The sequence below is a fragment of the Synechococcus sp. FACHB-909 genome (assembly GCF_014698945.1).
In the GTDB taxonomy this organism is placed as follows: domain Bacteria; phylum Cyanobacteriota; class Cyanobacteriia; order PCC-6307; family Cyanobiaceae; genus Cyanobium.
Window position 1 is genome coordinate 223,641 of record NZ_JACJTY010000006.1, and the last position, 12,879, is coordinate 236,519.

General features: G+C 69.1%; 17 protein-coding genes and 1 tRNA gene. 3 read left to right on the forward strand and 15 right to left on the reverse strand.

Annotated elements, in window-relative coordinates:
• Positions 1-276: 276 nt before the first annotated feature.
• Complete coding sequence (locus H6G99_RS11590; RefSeq protein WP_094585039.1) at positions 277-534, reverse strand: rod-capping linker protein CpcD domain-containing protein; 258 nt, start codon at positions 532-534, stop codon at positions 277-279.
• 43 nt (positions 535-577) lie between these two features.
• Positions 578-1,423, reverse strand: a complete 846-nt coding sequence (locus H6G99_RS11595) for a phycobilisome rod-core linker polypeptide (protein ID WP_094585040.1) — start codon at positions 1,421-1,423, stop codon at positions 578-580.
• A 291-nt stretch (positions 1,424-1,714) separates the two neighbouring features.
• Here H6G99_RS11595 and H6G99_RS11600 point away from each other — a divergent pair, with 291 nt between their 5' ends.
• Positions 1,715-2,143, forward strand: coding sequence for a hypothetical protein (locus tag H6G99_RS11600; protein WP_143594052.1), 429 nt, complete (start codon positions 1,715-1,717; stop codon positions 2,141-2,143).
• Between the two features lie 16 nt (positions 2,144-2,159).
• Here the strand turns inward: H6G99_RS11600 and H6G99_RS11605 are convergent, their stop codons facing one another.
• The 12 genes from H6G99_RS11605 to psbB all read right to left on the reverse strand — a co-directional run bounded on the left by H6G99_RS11605 (position 2,160) and on the right by psbB (position 11,219).
• Positions 2,160-2,753, reverse strand: coding sequence for a chromophore lyase CpcT/CpeT (locus H6G99_RS11605; RefSeq protein ID WP_094585042.1), 594 nt, complete (start codon positions 2,751-2,753; stop codon positions 2,160-2,162).
• Positions 2,754-2,762: 9 nt separating this feature from the next.
• Complete coding sequence (locus H6G99_RS11610) at positions 2,763-2,996, reverse strand: hypothetical protein (protein ID WP_094585043.1); 234 nt, start codon at positions 2,994-2,996, stop codon at positions 2,763-2,765.
• Positions 2,997-3,027: 31 nt separating this feature from the next.
• Positions 3,028-3,100, reverse strand: a tRNA-Phe gene (locus H6G99_RS11615).
• 30 nt (positions 3,101-3,130) lie between these two features.
• The gene (locus tag H6G99_RS11620) at positions 3,131-3,607 is read right to left on the reverse strand and encodes a ComF family protein (protein ID WP_094585044.1); all 477 of its coding nucleotides are present in this window, start codon (positions 3,605-3,607) and stop codon (positions 3,131-3,133) included.
• 249 nt (positions 3,608-3,856) lie between these two features.
• Positions 3,857-4,129, reverse strand: a complete 273-nt coding sequence (locus H6G99_RS11625; RefSeq protein WP_094585045.1) for a DUF2470 domain-containing protein — start codon at positions 4,127-4,129, stop codon at positions 3,857-3,859.
• A 146-nt stretch (positions 4,130-4,275) separates the two neighbouring features.
• Positions 4,276-5,625 carry an FGGY-family carbohydrate kinase gene (locus H6G99_RS11630; protein ID WP_190611614.1) on the reverse strand — a complete coding sequence of 450 codons (1,350 nt, stop codon included), beginning with the start codon at positions 5,623-5,625 and terminating at the stop codon, positions 4,276-4,278.
• Positions 5,600-6,859, reverse strand: a complete 1,260-nt coding sequence (gene metK / locus H6G99_RS11635; RefSeq protein WP_094585047.1) for a methionine adenosyltransferase — start codon at positions 6,857-6,859, stop codon at positions 5,600-5,602. Before metK ends, H6G99_RS11630 begins: the two co-directional genes overlap by 26 nt.
• 29 nt (positions 6,860-6,888) lie before the next feature.
• Entirely contained in the window at positions 6,889-7,695 is an 807-nt protein-coding gene (locus tag H6G99_RS11640) for an HAD family hydrolase (protein ID WP_094585048.1), read from the reverse strand.
• A 22-nt stretch (positions 7,696-7,717) separates the two neighbouring features.
• Positions 7,718-8,794, reverse strand: coding sequence for a 30S ribosomal protein S1 (locus H6G99_RS11645; protein ID WP_094585049.1), 1,077 nt, complete (start codon positions 8,792-8,794; stop codon positions 7,718-7,720).
• 127 nt (positions 8,795-8,921) lie between these two features.
• Positions 8,922-9,407: a transcriptional regulator NrdR gene (gene nrdR / locus H6G99_RS11650; RefSeq protein WP_094585050.1), complete on the reverse strand. Its 486-nt coding sequence runs from the start codon at positions 9,405-9,407 to the stop codon at positions 8,922-8,924.
• Between the two features lie 132 nt (positions 9,408-9,539).
• A complete protein-coding gene (locus H6G99_RS11655; protein WP_010314684.1) occupies positions 9,540-9,635 on the reverse strand; it encodes a photosystem II reaction center protein T in 96 nt (31 codons plus the stop codon).
• 24 nt (positions 9,636-9,659) lie between these two features.
• On the reverse strand, positions 9,660-11,219 hold the full coding sequence (gene psbB / locus H6G99_RS11660) for a photosystem II chlorophyll-binding protein CP47 (protein WP_094585051.1): 1,560 nt from the start codon (positions 11,217-11,219) through the stop codon (positions 9,660-9,662).
• Positions 11,220-11,411: 192 nt separating this feature from the next.
• Between psbB and H6G99_RS11665 the strand changes: the two genes are divergently transcribed.
• Together H6G99_RS11665 and psbM are read left to right on the forward strand one after the other, a co-directional pair.
• On the forward strand, positions 11,412-11,882 hold the full coding sequence (locus H6G99_RS11665) for a 2Fe-2S iron-sulfur cluster-binding protein (RefSeq protein WP_190611615.1): 471 nt from the start codon (positions 11,412-11,414) through the stop codon (positions 11,880-11,882).
• A 27-nt stretch (positions 11,883-11,909) separates the two neighbouring features.
• On the forward strand, positions 11,910-12,017 hold the full coding sequence (gene psbM / locus H6G99_RS11670; RefSeq protein WP_015109223.1) for a photosystem II reaction center protein PsbM: 108 nt from the start codon (positions 11,910-11,912) through the stop codon (positions 12,015-12,017).
• A gap of 7 nt (positions 12,018-12,024) precedes the next feature.
• Here the strand turns inward: psbM and H6G99_RS11675 are convergent, their stop codons facing one another.
• Positions 12,025-12,876, reverse strand: a complete 852-nt coding sequence (locus H6G99_RS11675) for a universal stress protein (RefSeq protein ID WP_094585053.1) — start codon at positions 12,874-12,876, stop codon at positions 12,025-12,027.
• Between the last annotated feature and the right edge of the window lie 3 nt (positions 12,877-12,879).

The following is a 12,879-nucleotide window of genomic DNA, read 5'->3' on the forward strand; positions in this document are numbered from 1 at the left end:
CGGTGGATGGGGGTGCCTTAATAAATGGTCACCACCGCCTGGATCCAAACGGCCGCAATGGTTCTGGCCATCTGGCCGGCCGCTGGGGTTCAGGCTGGACGGTTCATCCAGCGGATGGGTGTAATGCCCGGTGTCCCGAGTCTCGAATCCGGCCCATGCACCCGGCCCATGCACCCGGCCCATGCACCCGGCCCATGAACAGGGGCCCATGAAAAAGGGCCCCCTCGGAGGGGGCCCCATCGAAAGGCCGGACTGTGGTCTGGTCCTGGGCTGGCCTCAGCCTTCGGCCTTCGCCTTGCCCTTGCGGGGGGCCGGCGCCTCGGCGCCCGTACCGCCGCCGGTCACGGAGACGCTGACGATCTTGCCGCCCATGGCGTGGACGAGACGCATGGTCTCGTTCATGCGGGTGAACGGCACGTTCATGACCATGTCCGCGGTGCGGGAGTAGTCGTTGTTGTTGACGCCGGTGACGGTGAACGCCACCTGGCGGGAACTGTTGAGGCCGGTGCCTCGGGTACCTGCGGAAACCTTCATGGATTCGGAGGGGTAGGGGGGTAAGGCTGAACGGGAGCCCGGCTCAGTTGACCGGGGTGATGCTGGCGATGCGGCCGCCTTCGCGGAGGATCTGCTGCTGGGTCTGGAGCAGCTTGTTGAAGGGGATGAAGCGCACCCGGTTGCTGCGCTTGTGCAGGCGGTAGTTGTTGAAGCCGGAGATCTCGACCCGGAAGGTGCGTCCCTCTTCACCGGCGCCCACGCCCTGGCGGGTGACGCCGTCGGTGGAGACCTTGCGGAAGACGCTGCCGCGAGCGTTGGGGCTCACCACCGGCATGGGGGCTTCCGCATGCACCGAGGGGTTGAGGCGCGACTGGTTCTTGAGCAGATCGCCCCGAACCGAGGCGCCCACACCCCGGGTCAGCTGGAGCATGTAGGAGAACTGCAGGCCCTGCTGGCCGGAGGAGTAGTCCCAGCCGTGCAGGTAGGGAACCACCTCCTCGCCGAAGCGGTTCTGGTACTCGGCGCTGTCGAGGTAGGAATCGATCTCGGCGTCGTAGCCCTGCTCCTGCAGGATCGTGAAGTGATGCAGCATCTCGGCCTTGTTCTGGGGCGCCCGGCCAAGGAGATGCTTGAAGTTCAGCTCGATGAAGCGGTAGGGGTTGCAGTTCTCGAAGAACTTGGCCTTGTAGAGCCCGCTCTTGGCCACCTGGCGTACGAACTCCCGCACGCTGAGGTAGCCGCGTTTGAAGAGGGACTCCGGACCCGAGAGCCGCTCGCTGGTCATGACGTACTGATTGCCGAGCACCTGCTTGTAGACGGCGCGGATCAGGGCGGCCTTGTCGTTTTCGGTGGCGTTCGTCCAGTTTTCCTTGTTGCGGTCGCTGGAGAAACGCTCGATGCCCAGATAGGCAGCGTTGGCAAGTGTCATGAGCGTGGGTGCCGGGGGAGAGGCGTTGGAGAGAAGGTCGGTGGGCAGGGCGCTTGGTCTCTGCGGATTGCAGCTGCGGATCTGCGACTGCGAATCTGCAGTGGCGGATCTGCAGAGGCCTTCGGGGACGGCTGCAGGAAACGTCCCGATCATGGGCTGCAAGGCGGATCCTATGGGCCTGTCCGCTCGCCACGACAGGGTTTTCAGAATCGTTACAAATCCCCCTGCCGGGGCCACCCCTGGCGGGTCGGCCCCACGCCGATACCATCCGGCCATCATCCCGGTGCCGTCATGGCTTCTGTTGTGTCCCCATCCGAGGACTCCTCCCTCCGGTTGGCCGATCAGCTGCAGGTGTTGTCCCAGGTGGCCGAAGCGCTCACCTACCGCCTGCTGGAGCTCGAGGAACGGCTCGGGGGCCACGAGGATCGCATCGGTGCGCGGTTGGAGGAGGTCGCCGACCTCGAGGCCACCCATGGGGCCGCCATGGACGAGCGCCTGGGGGATACCGAAGAGCGCCTGGCCAGGATCGAGGCGGCCCTGCGGGGTCTGGATCGCGCCGGCACCTCCCGCCATCTGCAGGCGGTGCAGCCGCCGGCTCTCCAGCAGGAGCCGCCGGCCTCCCTGCCGGTGGCGGAATCCTTCGATCTGGGCCAGGAGGAGATCGATCCCTTTCTGGACGAGGGGGAGCAGCCCTTCATGGACGAGCTGATCGCCGGCTGAAAGGGCCCCTGCCCGATCAGATCTCCAGCCAGGCGGCGGGCAGTTCGCCGCGGTAGTCGTCGGTGCGTTCGAATTCGAAGGGGCCGGCCAGGGATCCCCAGAGCTGCTCATGGGTGGCCGGGTCGTGGCCCCGGTCGATGGTGCGCATGCCCCGGGAATCGATCTCGAAGCTGCTGACCAGGTAGGCGAGGCTTCCCTTGCGCTCCACGAGGCAGCGGCAGCCGGGTTCCACCTCGCCGGCGAACCCCTCGCCCACCTCCCGCACCACGTAGGTGCAGCCCTCGAGGGGCAGGAGGTCGCTCTCCGCGATGCTGCGGCGTCGCTCTTCATCCTCGATGGCGCCCCAGAAACGCTGCTCGTCCTGGAGGGCCTGGTTGTGGATGATCAGGTCGCCGTCGCGGCGCTCGGCCCGCAGCACCCGGATCCTGTAGGGCGTGCCGGGTGAGATGGCGTAGGACTGCTCCAGCAGCAGCGAGCCCGGGGCCAGGTGGGGCAAGGGCCGGAACTTGACCAGGATGTGGGCGTAGATGGGCGGATTGTCGAAGGCCTGGCTCTGGTTGCTGAAGCCACCGCTCAGGAGCTGGAGAAGGCGGGCGAGGGAGCTGCTCATGGGCGCCACCTAAAGGTCGAGGAGGCGGATCCTGAAGGCCCCCACCTGGCGGGCCATGGCCGGATCAGCTTCGGCGAACGGGTGGCCAGCCACCCGGCCGAGGATCGCCTCGAGCTTTTCGGCGGTCGAGAGCCCGTGGGAGGGATCCTGTCGACTGTGCTCCTGCCAGGCCTCATCGAACGCCTGGGCGAAGCTGTCGGCGTTGTTGAAGATCTGGCTGGAGGTCGAGGGCTGATGGGGCATGGTGATGGGCTGCAGAGCAGTCCGCACGCAATGCCAGGACCCAGATTTGAACTGGGGACACGGCGATTTTCAATCGCCTGCTCTACCAACTGAGCTATCCCGGCCCGTCGCCGAAGCGACGCTGGGATCTTAGATCACGGCCCGCTGGGGGGGCGGCCCGTCCGGGTGCGCCCCCGGGGCGTACGGGCCAGGCAGAGGAGTCCCACCACCTGCCAGCCGAGGGTCTCCAGGGCTGTGGCGGCGCTGCAGCCGGTGGCCCCGCTGGTGAGGATGTCGTCGACGATCAGGACCGGCCGGCCCAGGGCTTCGCCGAGGCGGGGGCCCCGGCGACAGCGGAAGGCCCCCTCCTGGTTGGCCAGGCGCAGGGTCCTGCCGAGGTGGTGCTGGCCCAGCACGGGCCGTGACCGCTCCAGCAGATCGGCGCGGCGATAGCCCAGCTGGCGGACGAGCTCCTGGCACACCAGCGCCGGCAGGGGATTGCCCTGCCGTTTCCAGCTCGGCACCGGCACCATCAGCGGCCGCTGCCGCCACTGGGGCAATCCCTCCGCCAGCACCTTCACGAGGGCGCCGACCCCGGCGGGCTCAGGCCGCTGCCGCAGCCCGAGCAGCAACCGCCGCAGCTCGCCGTCGTAGGAGCCGGCCGCCCACCAGAGCAGGGGCTCGTTGCCCCTCAGGGCCCCGGCCGGCAGGGGCAGGTTGCGGCGGCAGTCCGGGCAGGCCGCTCCGCCCCCGTGCTGCGGTGGTTGCAGGCCACGGCACAGGGGGCAGGGGGTGGCGGCGAACCAGTCGAGCGGAAGCCGGCTCAGGCGTGCGAGAAGGGTCAGGGGTCCGGCGCCGCCGGCGGCGGCGCAGTCGCTGCTTCAAGCCTTCCCGGGGAGCGACCGCAGCATGGCCACCAGGGTGCGGTGGGCGTCCTCGCTGTCGGTGAGGGCGTGGTCGAAGGGCACCTCCACCCGGGTGCCGTCCACTTCCAGGCGCATCGCCTCGGGCTCCACGGCCACCATCCTGGCCTCACTGGCCTCGGTGCAGCCGCCGTAGTGGCGGGCGTAGGCCAGGACGGCCTCGGCGTGGTCGTCGTTCATGTGCTTGCAGATGCGGTCGCTCACTGCAGCGGTGAGGGGATCGGCGGCCATGGGTTCAGGTCGGTTGGGGGAATTCTGGGATCAGGCGCCGGCGAACCGCTGCCAGAGCAGCAGACCCAGCCGCACGCCGCTGAAGCCCACATAGCCGGCCAGCACGACGAACAGGGCCATGGCGAGGATCGATTTGAGACGTTCGTTCATGGCCGGGGCGAGACGGATTCGGCCCCCATCCTGGAGCTGGCCCGCGCCAGCAGGGCCATGCCCAGGGCCGCCGTGCGTTTCGGTCGGTTCAGAACCGGGATCCCCAGGGCGCGCGACCGCAGGGCCCGCCACTGGCTGTTGCGGGCGCCGCCGCCGACGCTGATCACCCGCCGCAGGGCCGGGGCCCCCAGCTGCCGCAGCCGCCGCCAGCCCGCCACCTCGATGGCGGTGAGACCCTCCAGCAGGGCCTGGAGATAGCGGGCATCACTGGCGGGCCTCGGCTCCAGGATCGGCTCCAGCGCCGGGTCGTCCACCGGGAAGCGCTCGCCCCGGCGGCTCAGGGGCCGCAGGGCCAGCCCCGTGGGACGACCCGGCGTGATCTGGCGGCTCAGTTCGGCGATCTGGGCGTCGTCGAAGAAGCGGCGCAGGATGCCGGCGCCGGCGTTGGAGGCTCCCCCCGCCAGCCAGCGGCCGCCCACCCGGTGGTTGCTGAGCCCGGCCCCGGCCAGGGGGGCGGCCACGAACTGCTTCAGCACCAGGGTGGTGCCCAGCACGGTGATGCCGTCGCCCTCCTGGGGATCGGCGGCCAGCACCGCGGCGTTGGCATCGGTGCTGCCGGCCACCACCTGGCAGTCCGCCGGCAGGCCCAGGCAGGCCGCCGCCGCCGGAGCCAGCCGCCCCAGGCGGCTGCCGCTGCTGCGGATCCCCGGCAGGGCACCGGCACCCAGGCCTTCGGCCACCCCCGGGAGCCAGCGGCCCTGCTGCAGGTCCCAGCCCAGCCGCACGTTGTTGCCCTCCTCGCCCCAGCGCCAGTCGTCCAGCAGCCAGCCCATCAGCCAGTCGGCCTGGTGGCGCAGCAGCAGGCCTTGGGCGAGGCCCGTCTCCCGGGCCAGGGACTGCAGACGCAGGGCCCGGGCCAGGCTGCCGCTGCTGCTGGCGGCGGGATGGTCGGCCCACGCCCCGCTCTCCGCGTCCCACGCCCCTTTCCCCGCGGCCAGCAGGGTGGCGATGGCCCCGGCCTGCTCCGGACAGGCCTGGTGGTAGGGGAGGGCGTCCGCCAGGGGCGGCGGCAGCAGGCGGCCTCCTGGACCGCAGGCCAGGAGCGTGCCGGAGGTGCCATCGATGGCGACGGCCCCCACCTGCCGGCGGACCTCCTCGGGCACGGCCGCCAGCAGATCGATCAGGCCCTGCCGCCAGGCCTCGGGATCCTCGAAGCGGCCCGGGTAGGGGGACTGCCGCTCCAGAACGGGGCTGGCGGGGTCCCCGCCGGGGGCGCCGGCCTCGGCCAGAACGGCCAGGCGCAGGCCGCTGCTGCCGAGGTCAACCCCCAGATACAGCGCTGACACGGCTCGCCGTGGCCTGCTTCAGGGTGGCGGCGATGGCGGTCACGTCCTCCCAGGGGAGGTCGAGGTCCTTGCGGCCGAAGTGGCCGTAGGCGGCGACGTCCTGGTAGAAGCGTCCGCCCCGCTGCTGGGGCAGTTCCCGCAGGCCGAAGGCTTCGATGATGGCGCCGGGGCGCAGGTCGAAGTGCTCCTGCACCAGGGCGGTGAGGTCGGCGTTGCTGAGGGCGCCGGTGCCGAAGCTCTCCACCAGGATGCTCACGGGCCGGGCCACGCCGATGGCGTAGCTGAGCTGCACCTCGGCCTTGTGGGCCAGGCCGGAAGCCACCAGGGCCTTGGCCACGTAGCGGGCGGCGTAGGCGGCGGAGCGGTCCACCTTGGTGGGGTCCTTGCCCGAGAAGGCGCCGCCACCGTGGCGGGCATAGCCGCCGTAGGTGTCGACGATGATCTTGCGGCCCGTCAGCCCCGCGTCGCCCTGGGGGCCGCCCACCACGAACTTGCCGGTGGGGTTGACGTAGAAGCGCGTGCCCTCCGTGGTGGGCTTGAGGGGCAGATCGGCCGTGGCGGGCAGCACCACGTGGGACCAGAGGTCCTCCCTGATGCGTTGCTGCACCGCCTTCTCGTCGCTGATGCCCTCCACTTCGGCGGTGTGCTGGGTGGAGATCAGGATCGTGTCGATCGCCACGGGGCGGTCGTTCTCGTACACCACGCTCACCTGGGTCTTGCCGTCCGGGAGCAGGTAGCCGAGGCTGCCGTCATGGCGCACCTGGGCCAGCCGCAGTGCCAGCCGGTGGGCCAGGCTGATCGGCAGCGGCATCAGCTCCGGCGTCTCGTCGCAGGCGTAGCCGAACATGATGCCCTGGTCGCCGGCGCCCACCTTGTCGAGGGGGTCGCCGTCGTGGTCGTCAGCCTCATCCACACCCTGGGCGATGTCGGGCGACTGCTGATCAAGGGCGATGAGCACGGCGCAGCTGCGGGCATCGAAGCCGCCGGCACGGGCGCCGCTGTAGCCGATCTTCTCGATCACGCCCCGCACCAGGGTGTTGAAGTCGACGCGGGCGTTGGTGGTGACTTCCCCGGTGATCAGGCAGAGGCCGGTGTTCACCACGGTCTCGCAGGCCACCCGGCTGGAGGGATCCTGGGCCAGCAGCGCGTCGAGCACGGCGTCGCTCACCTGGTCGCAGATCTTGTCGGGGTGGCCTTCCGTCACCGATTCCGAGGTGAAGACGAAACGGCTCATAGGGGAGTGGGGTCAGTCGATGGCTGAGCTTATTCCCCCCGGTTCGCCGGTCCTGGCACCACGGCGAGCTCCTGCCAGTGGTCCAGCTGCAGGAAGGAGCCATCCAGCGCCACCGGCCTTCGCCAGCCCGCCCGATAGCCGAGCACCACCGGCACCCCGGCGGCCCGCGCCATGCGCAGGTCGCTGTTGGCGTCGCCCACCAGGGCGCAGCACTCTGCCGCCACACCCAGTTCCTCGCACAGGCCGTGGATGGCGGCGGGGTCGGGTTTGCGGGGCTGGTGCTCGGCGCTCCAGATGGCGTGCACGTAGGCGGCCAGATCGTGGGCGGCCAGGAAGGCCTCGATGCCTTCCACATGGTCGTTGCTGATCACGGCGCAACGCACTCCCGCCTGGCGCAGGGCCTCCAGCAGGGGCCGCAGGCCGGGGGTGGGGGCCGGCCGCTGTTCACTCCCCTGGCCGTGGAGGCCATCGGTGCTGGCGAACACCGCCTCGGCCATGGCCAGGGCTTCGGGCCAGCCGAAGCCCACCTGGGCCAGGGCGGTGCCGGTGGCCACCAGGTTCTGGTCGCGGCTGCCGACCGCCATCGTGCCGGCCGGGTGGATCCCTTCGGCGGAAAGGCCGTAGGCACGATGCAGAAGGGCGCCCAGGTCGCGGAGGCGCTCCGGGTCGCCCTCGGCCTGGCCGGCCAGGGCCAGACAGTGAAAGACCCTGGCCTGAGCCAGGGCCTCGAGCATCGGTTCGCTGTGGCTCATGGTGCCGTCCTTGTCGAACAGCACCACCTTCAGTGGCCCGTCCCCGCAGGGCAGCGGGGTGCCCCGCAGGGAAAGGTGAACCATCGTCAGCGGATCCGAGCCGTGCTCATTCGAGGGAGACACCCATGGGCTCGCTGTCCTCGGCCTGCTCGAGCAGCATCTGCTTGTAGCGGGCGGCCATCTCCTCGGCCTTGTCGAACACCTTCTGGGGATCGCTGAGCATGTCGCCCGGTTCCGGCTCGAGGGCCTTGGTGGACAGGGAGATCCGGCCCCGCTCGGCGTCGAGATCGATGATCATCACCTTCATCTGATCGTTGACGTTGAGCACCGTGTGGGGAGTCTCGATGTGCTCGTGGCTGATCTCGGAGATGTGCAGCAGTCCGCTGACGCCGCCGATGTCGATGAAGGCGCCGTAGGGCTTGATGCCCCGGACGGTACCCAGCACCACTTCGCCCACTTCCAGGCGATTCATCTTGCGCTCCACCAGGGCGCGGCGATGGCTGAGCACCAGACGGTTGCGCTCTTCGTCCACCTCGAGGAACTTGAGGGGGAGGAAGTCGGCCACGAGTTCCTCCTTGGCCTTGCGGGTGCTGATGTGGCTGCCGGGGATGAAGCCCCGCAGACCCTCCACCCGCACCAGGGCGCCGCCGCGGTTGGTGGCGAACACCTCGCTGTAGATCGTGGCGTCCTCCTTCTGCAGCTGGCGCACCCGTTCCCAGGCGCGCTGGTACTCGATGCGACGGACCGACAGCGTCAGCTGGCCGTCCTCGTTCTCCTCGCTGAGGATGAAGAACTCGCGCACCTCGCCGGGTTCGAGCACGTCGGAGAGGTGCTCGACGCGGTTGATCGACACCTCCTGGAGGGGCATGAAGGCGGCGGTCTTGGCGCCGATGTCGATCATGGCGCCCTTGGATTCCAGGGCGAAGACGGTGCCGTTGACGACGTCGCCGGGCTTGAAGTTGTAGTCGTACTTGCTGAGCAGGGCCGCGAACTCGTCCAGCGTGAAGCCCACACCGTCGCCGTCCCGTGCGCTGACCCGGCTGCTGGAGTCGTCGGCGCTGGGCACCTCTTCCGGGATCGCCAGATCGAGATCGGCTGTGGTCTCGATGTCGGCGGCCTCCTCGCTGCTGATCGGCGTGAGGGCCTCGAGGGTGTCGGCTTCGGAAGAAGGAGTGAGGGTCATGGAGCTGGGGCGGTCTGCCGGTGGCAGTGCGAAGGAACGGGATGGCTGCCCGCCTGCAGCGCACACCCGATCGATCACTCTATCAATGGACCGGCGCCCCGATCGGCTCGCGGGCCTGGGGCCGGGTTCAGCCCACCACCGCCAGCCGGCTCTTGGCCTTGCCGCGGCTGCCCAGCCCTTCGAGGGTGGCCACGAAATCGCTGACGCTCTGGAACTGGCGATACACGGAGGCGAAGCGCACGTAGGCCACCTCGCTCATCTCCCGCAGGCGCTGGAGCACCAGCTCGCCGATCTCGTTGCTGCTCACCTCGCGGCCGACCCGCTGCTGCAGGGCCAGTTCGATGTCGTCAACGACGGCCTCGAGCCGGGCCGGTTCCAGGCCCGTCTTTTCGCAGGCCCGCAGCAGACCGTGCAGCAGCTTGCTGCGGTTGAAGGTTTCGCGGCTGCCGTTGCGCTTGACCACGGTGATCGGAACGGTCTCGACCCGTTCGTAGGTGGTGAAGCGGAAATCGCAGTTGAGGCACTCCCTTCGCCGCCGCACGCTGCGCCCGGAATCGGCGGCCCTTGATTCCAGAACGCGGCTATCGGTGTGTTGGCAGGAGGGACATTGCATCCCCGGGCACGCGTCCAAGTGTTCGGAGTGTAAACAGCTACGCGCGCAAAGAGAAGGGGGGGCTCCCGGTTGGGGCCCTAAGCATGAAAAAACCCCCGGTTTCCCGGGGGCTGCATCAATCAGGAAGGCTGGTCACTTGCCGATTTTCGGGGGATCGCGGAAGGCGATCGCGAAAAACAGCGTGGAAATGGCCAGGGCCAGGATCAGGATGTAGGCGAAGCTCTCCATGGGAATCCTCGGGGGGACTGGCGGTCAGCTGAGGGTGGAACCGGCCGGGGGCACGTAGCCCTCGGGCAGGCGCCGGGTGGAACGGTCGCCCAGTTTGGCGAACAGACCGAACTCCACCTGCTCACCGAGATCGGGGTCGATACCGGCGAAGACATCACGGTAGAGGGTGCGGGCACCGTGCCAGATGTGGCCGAAGAAGAAGAGCAGGGCGAAGCAGGCGTGGCCGAAGGTGAACCAGCCGCGGGGGGAACTGCGGAAGGTGCCGTCGGAGTGGTAGGTCTCACGGTCGAACTCGAAGGCCTCGCCGAGCTGGGCCTTGCGGGCCAGCCGCTTGACATCCGCCGGGTCGGTGAAGGTCTGACCGTTGAGGGCACCGCCGTAGACGGTGGCCGTCACACCCTGCTGCTCGAAGGAGTACTTCGCTTCGGCCCGACGGAACGGGATGTCGGCGCGGACGATGCCCTGCTCGTCCTGGAGCACCACCGGGAAGTTCTCGAAGAAGTTGGGCAGACGACGAACCTCGAGGTCATGGCCTTCCTTGTCGGTGAAGGCGATGTGACCGATCCAGGAGGTGGGCAGGCCGTCACCGTTGATCATCGGGCCCACGCGGAACAGACCACCCTTGGCGGGGCTGTTGCCGACGTAGTCGTAGAAGGCCAGCTTCTCGGGAATGGCCGCGAAGGCCTCCTGCTTGGTGGCGCCGTTGTCGATGGCCGTCTGGACGCGGCGGTTGATCTCGGTCTTGAAGTAGCCCTGATCCCACTGGTAGCGGGTGGGGCCGAACAGCTCAACCGGGGTGGCTGCCGAGCCGTACCACATGGTTCCGGCCACGATGAAGGCCGCGAAGAACACCGCGGCGATGGCGCTGGCCAGCACCGTCTCGATGTTGCCCATGCGAAGGGCCTTGTAGAGGCGCTCCGGGGGTCGGGTGGTGATGTGGAAGATGCCGGCGATGATCCCGACGATGCCGGCGGCGATGTGGTGCGCCACGATCCCGCCCGGGTTGAAGGGGTTGAAGCCCTCGGGTCCCCAGGCGGGCTGCACCGGTTCGAGGTGGCCCGTCAGGCTGTAGGGATCGGAGATCCACATCCCCGGACCGAACACACCGGTGAGGTGGAAGGCGCCGAAGCCGAAGCAGCCGAGACCCGCCAGGAGCAGGTGGATGCCGAAGATCTTGGGAAGGTCGAGAGCGGGCTCCCCGGAGCGGGGGTCCTGCCAGATCTCGAGATCCCAGTAGGTCCAGTGCCAGATGGCGGCCAGGAAGAGCAGGCCGCTGAAGATGATGTGGGCGGCGGCCACGCCCTCGAAGCTCCAGAAGCCGGGGTCGACGCCGGTTTCACCGGTGACGCTCCAGCCTCCCCAGCTGCCCGTCACGCCCAGGCGGGCCATGAAGGGCATGACGAACATGCCCTGGCGCCACATGGGGTTGAGGACCGGGTCGGAGGGGTCGAAGATCGCGAGCTCGTAGAGCGCCATGGAGCCGGCCCAGCCGGCTACCAGGGCGGTGTGCATGAGGTGCACGGCCAGCAGTCGGCCCGGGTCGTTGATGACGACCGTGTGCACCCGGTACCAGGGCAATCCCATTGGGGGGTCAGGTCTGGGTTGACAGTTGCCGAAGCCGGTCGCCGGGGCGATGGCGGCTAAGGAGACGCTCGGTGGATACCGATCCGTGCTGGCGATGGTAAGGGTTGCGGGCAACGGCACGGGGCCCAGGTAACGGACCGCAACGGCGCACCTCACAATGGGAGCCGTCCAGTTCCCCCAGAGGCTTCCGCCATGCCCGTGATCCGGTTCGTGCGTGAGCAGCGTGACGTGGAGTGCTATCCGGGGGAGAACCTCCGCGAGGTCGCCCTGCGCGAAGGCATCGAGCTGTACGGCCTCAAGGGACGGCTGGGCAACTGCGGCGGCTGCGGCCAGTGCATCACCTGCTTCGTGGAGGTGGTGGAGGGCGGAGCGGCCAACGCCCTCACGGAGCAGACGGCGGTGGAGCAGCTCAAGCTGAGACGGCGTCCCCAGGGCTGGCGGCTGGCCTGTCAGGCCCTGGTGCAGAAATCGGTGATGGTGCTCACCAGGCCCCAGGTGGGACTCGCGGACCGGGAGGGCGACCTGGCCCGGGCCCGCACCCAGGCCCTGCCGGAGGGTCCCACCGCCTGGCCCCTCCCCCCCGAGGAGGAGGAGCCGGAGGGGGAGGCCGGCCCATCCGCAACGAGCGATGAAGGGGGCGTCCTTCCCGCCGATGGGCGGTGATACCTTCTCAGAACCTCTCCAGCAGTCATGGAAACCAACGACCTCGGCTTCGTTGCCAGCCTCCTGTTCGTTCTGGTTCCCGCCGTTTTTCTGATCATTCTCTACATCCAGACCAACAGCCGCCAGGGCGGCTGAGTCGGCCTCAGCGCGCCCGTCCCTCCGGTTCCCGCACCAGCAGGACCGGAGCCGGAGCGTGCACCCGGATGTAATCGCTGACCGAGCTGCCCAGCAGCTTGTCGAGATCCACCAGGGCCCGGGCCACGAGCGGCCTGCGGTCCTGGGAGGCAATCACCACCAGATCCGCCTTCGCCTCTTCGGCGGCGGCACACACACCGCGGGCAATGTCGCCCGTGAGATGCACGCCCTTCATCTCCACGCCGAAGCTGCGGGCCCGTTGGATCGCCTTCTGCAGCACGTCGTCGCCGGGGGTGCGTCCCCCCCGCGAAGGGGTGATGTCCTGGCGGGACACATGCACGCCGGTGAGGCTGCCGCCGGGGATGCCCTGGACCAGCTCGCAGGCCAGCCGCAGGGCATCGTCGCCGACCCCGGTGCCGTCGATGGCCACCAGGACCCGGTTGATGGCCTTCACGTAGAGGTCGTCCCGGACCAGCAGCATGGGCCGGGTGGAGAGCTGGAAGACGTACTGGCTGGCGCTGTTGCCGAGGATCGACTGCAGCCGGCCCAGGCCCCGCGATCCCATCACGATCAGGTCGGCCTCCAGCTCATCGGCCACGTTCAGCACGGTCAGCTTGGCGTCGCCCTCCCGCACCAGGGTGTTGACCTCGCCGGGGCTGAGACCGAGACGCTCGATGGCCTCCTTGATCAGCACCTCGGCCTGCTGGCGGTGGCTCTCCAGATCCAGACCCCCCTGCTCGGGAATCACGTGCAGCAGGTTGATCCGGGCCTGACGGCAGGGGGGGATGTCACGCAGGATGCGGACCATCTCCTCCACATGACCCTTGCCGGAATCGGCGATCAGCAGGTTGCGGAACACGGA

Excerpts from the sequence above, each read along its gene's own strand:
- H6G99_RS11590 (WP_094585039.1), bottom strand. The coding sequence starts at position 534 with ATGAAGGTTTCCGCAGGTACCCGAGGCACCGGCCTCAACAGTTCCCGC.
- H6G99_RS11595 (WP_094585040.1), bottom strand. The coding sequence starts at position 1,423 with ATGACACTTGCCAACGCTGCCTATCTGGGCATCGAGCGTTTCTCCAGC.
- H6G99_RS11600 (WP_143594052.1), top strand. The coding sequence starts at position 1,715 with ATGGCTTCTGTTGTGTCCCCATCCGAGGACTCCTCCCTCCGGTTGGCC.
- H6G99_RS11605 (WP_094585042.1), bottom strand. The coding sequence starts at position 2,753 with ATGAGCAGCTCCCTCGCCCGCCTTCTCCAGCTCCTGAGCGGTGGCTTC.
- H6G99_RS11610 (WP_094585043.1), bottom strand. The coding sequence starts at position 2,996 with ATGCCCCATCAGCCCTCGACCTCCAGCCAGATCTTCAACAACGCCGAC.
- H6G99_RS11625 (WP_094585045.1), bottom strand. The coding sequence starts at position 4,129 with ATGGCCGCCGATCCCCTCACCGCTGCAGTGAGCGACCGCATCTGCAAG.
- metK (WP_094585047.1), bottom strand. The coding sequence starts at position 6,859 with ATGAGCCGTTTCGTCTTCACCTCGGAATCGGTGACGGAAGGCCACCCC.
- H6G99_RS11640 (WP_094585048.1), bottom strand. The coding sequence starts at position 7,695 with ATGGTTCACCTTTCCCTGCGGGGCACCCCGCTGCCCTGCGGGGACGGG.
- H6G99_RS11645 (WP_094585049.1), bottom strand. The coding sequence starts at position 8,794 with ATGACCCTCACTCCTTCTTCCGAAGCCGACACCCTCGAGGCCCTCACG.
- nrdR (WP_094585050.1), bottom strand. The coding sequence starts at position 9,407 with ATGCAATGTCCCTCCTGCCAACACACCGATAGCCGCGTTCTGGAATCA.
- H6G99_RS11655 (WP_010314684.1), bottom strand. The coding sequence starts at position 9,635 with ATGGAGAGCTTCGCCTACATCCTGATCCTGGCCCTGGCCATTTCCACG.
- psbB (WP_094585051.1), bottom strand. The coding sequence starts at position 11,219 with ATGGGATTGCCCTGGTACCGGGTGCACACGGTCGTCATCAACGACCCG.
- H6G99_RS11665 (WP_190611615.1), top strand. The coding sequence starts at position 11,412 with ATGCCCGTGATCCGGTTCGTGCGTGAGCAGCGTGACGTGGAGTGCTAT.
- psbM (WP_015109223.1), top strand. The coding sequence starts at position 11,910 with ATGGAAACCAACGACCTCGGCTTCGTTGCCAGCCTCCTGTTCGTTCTG.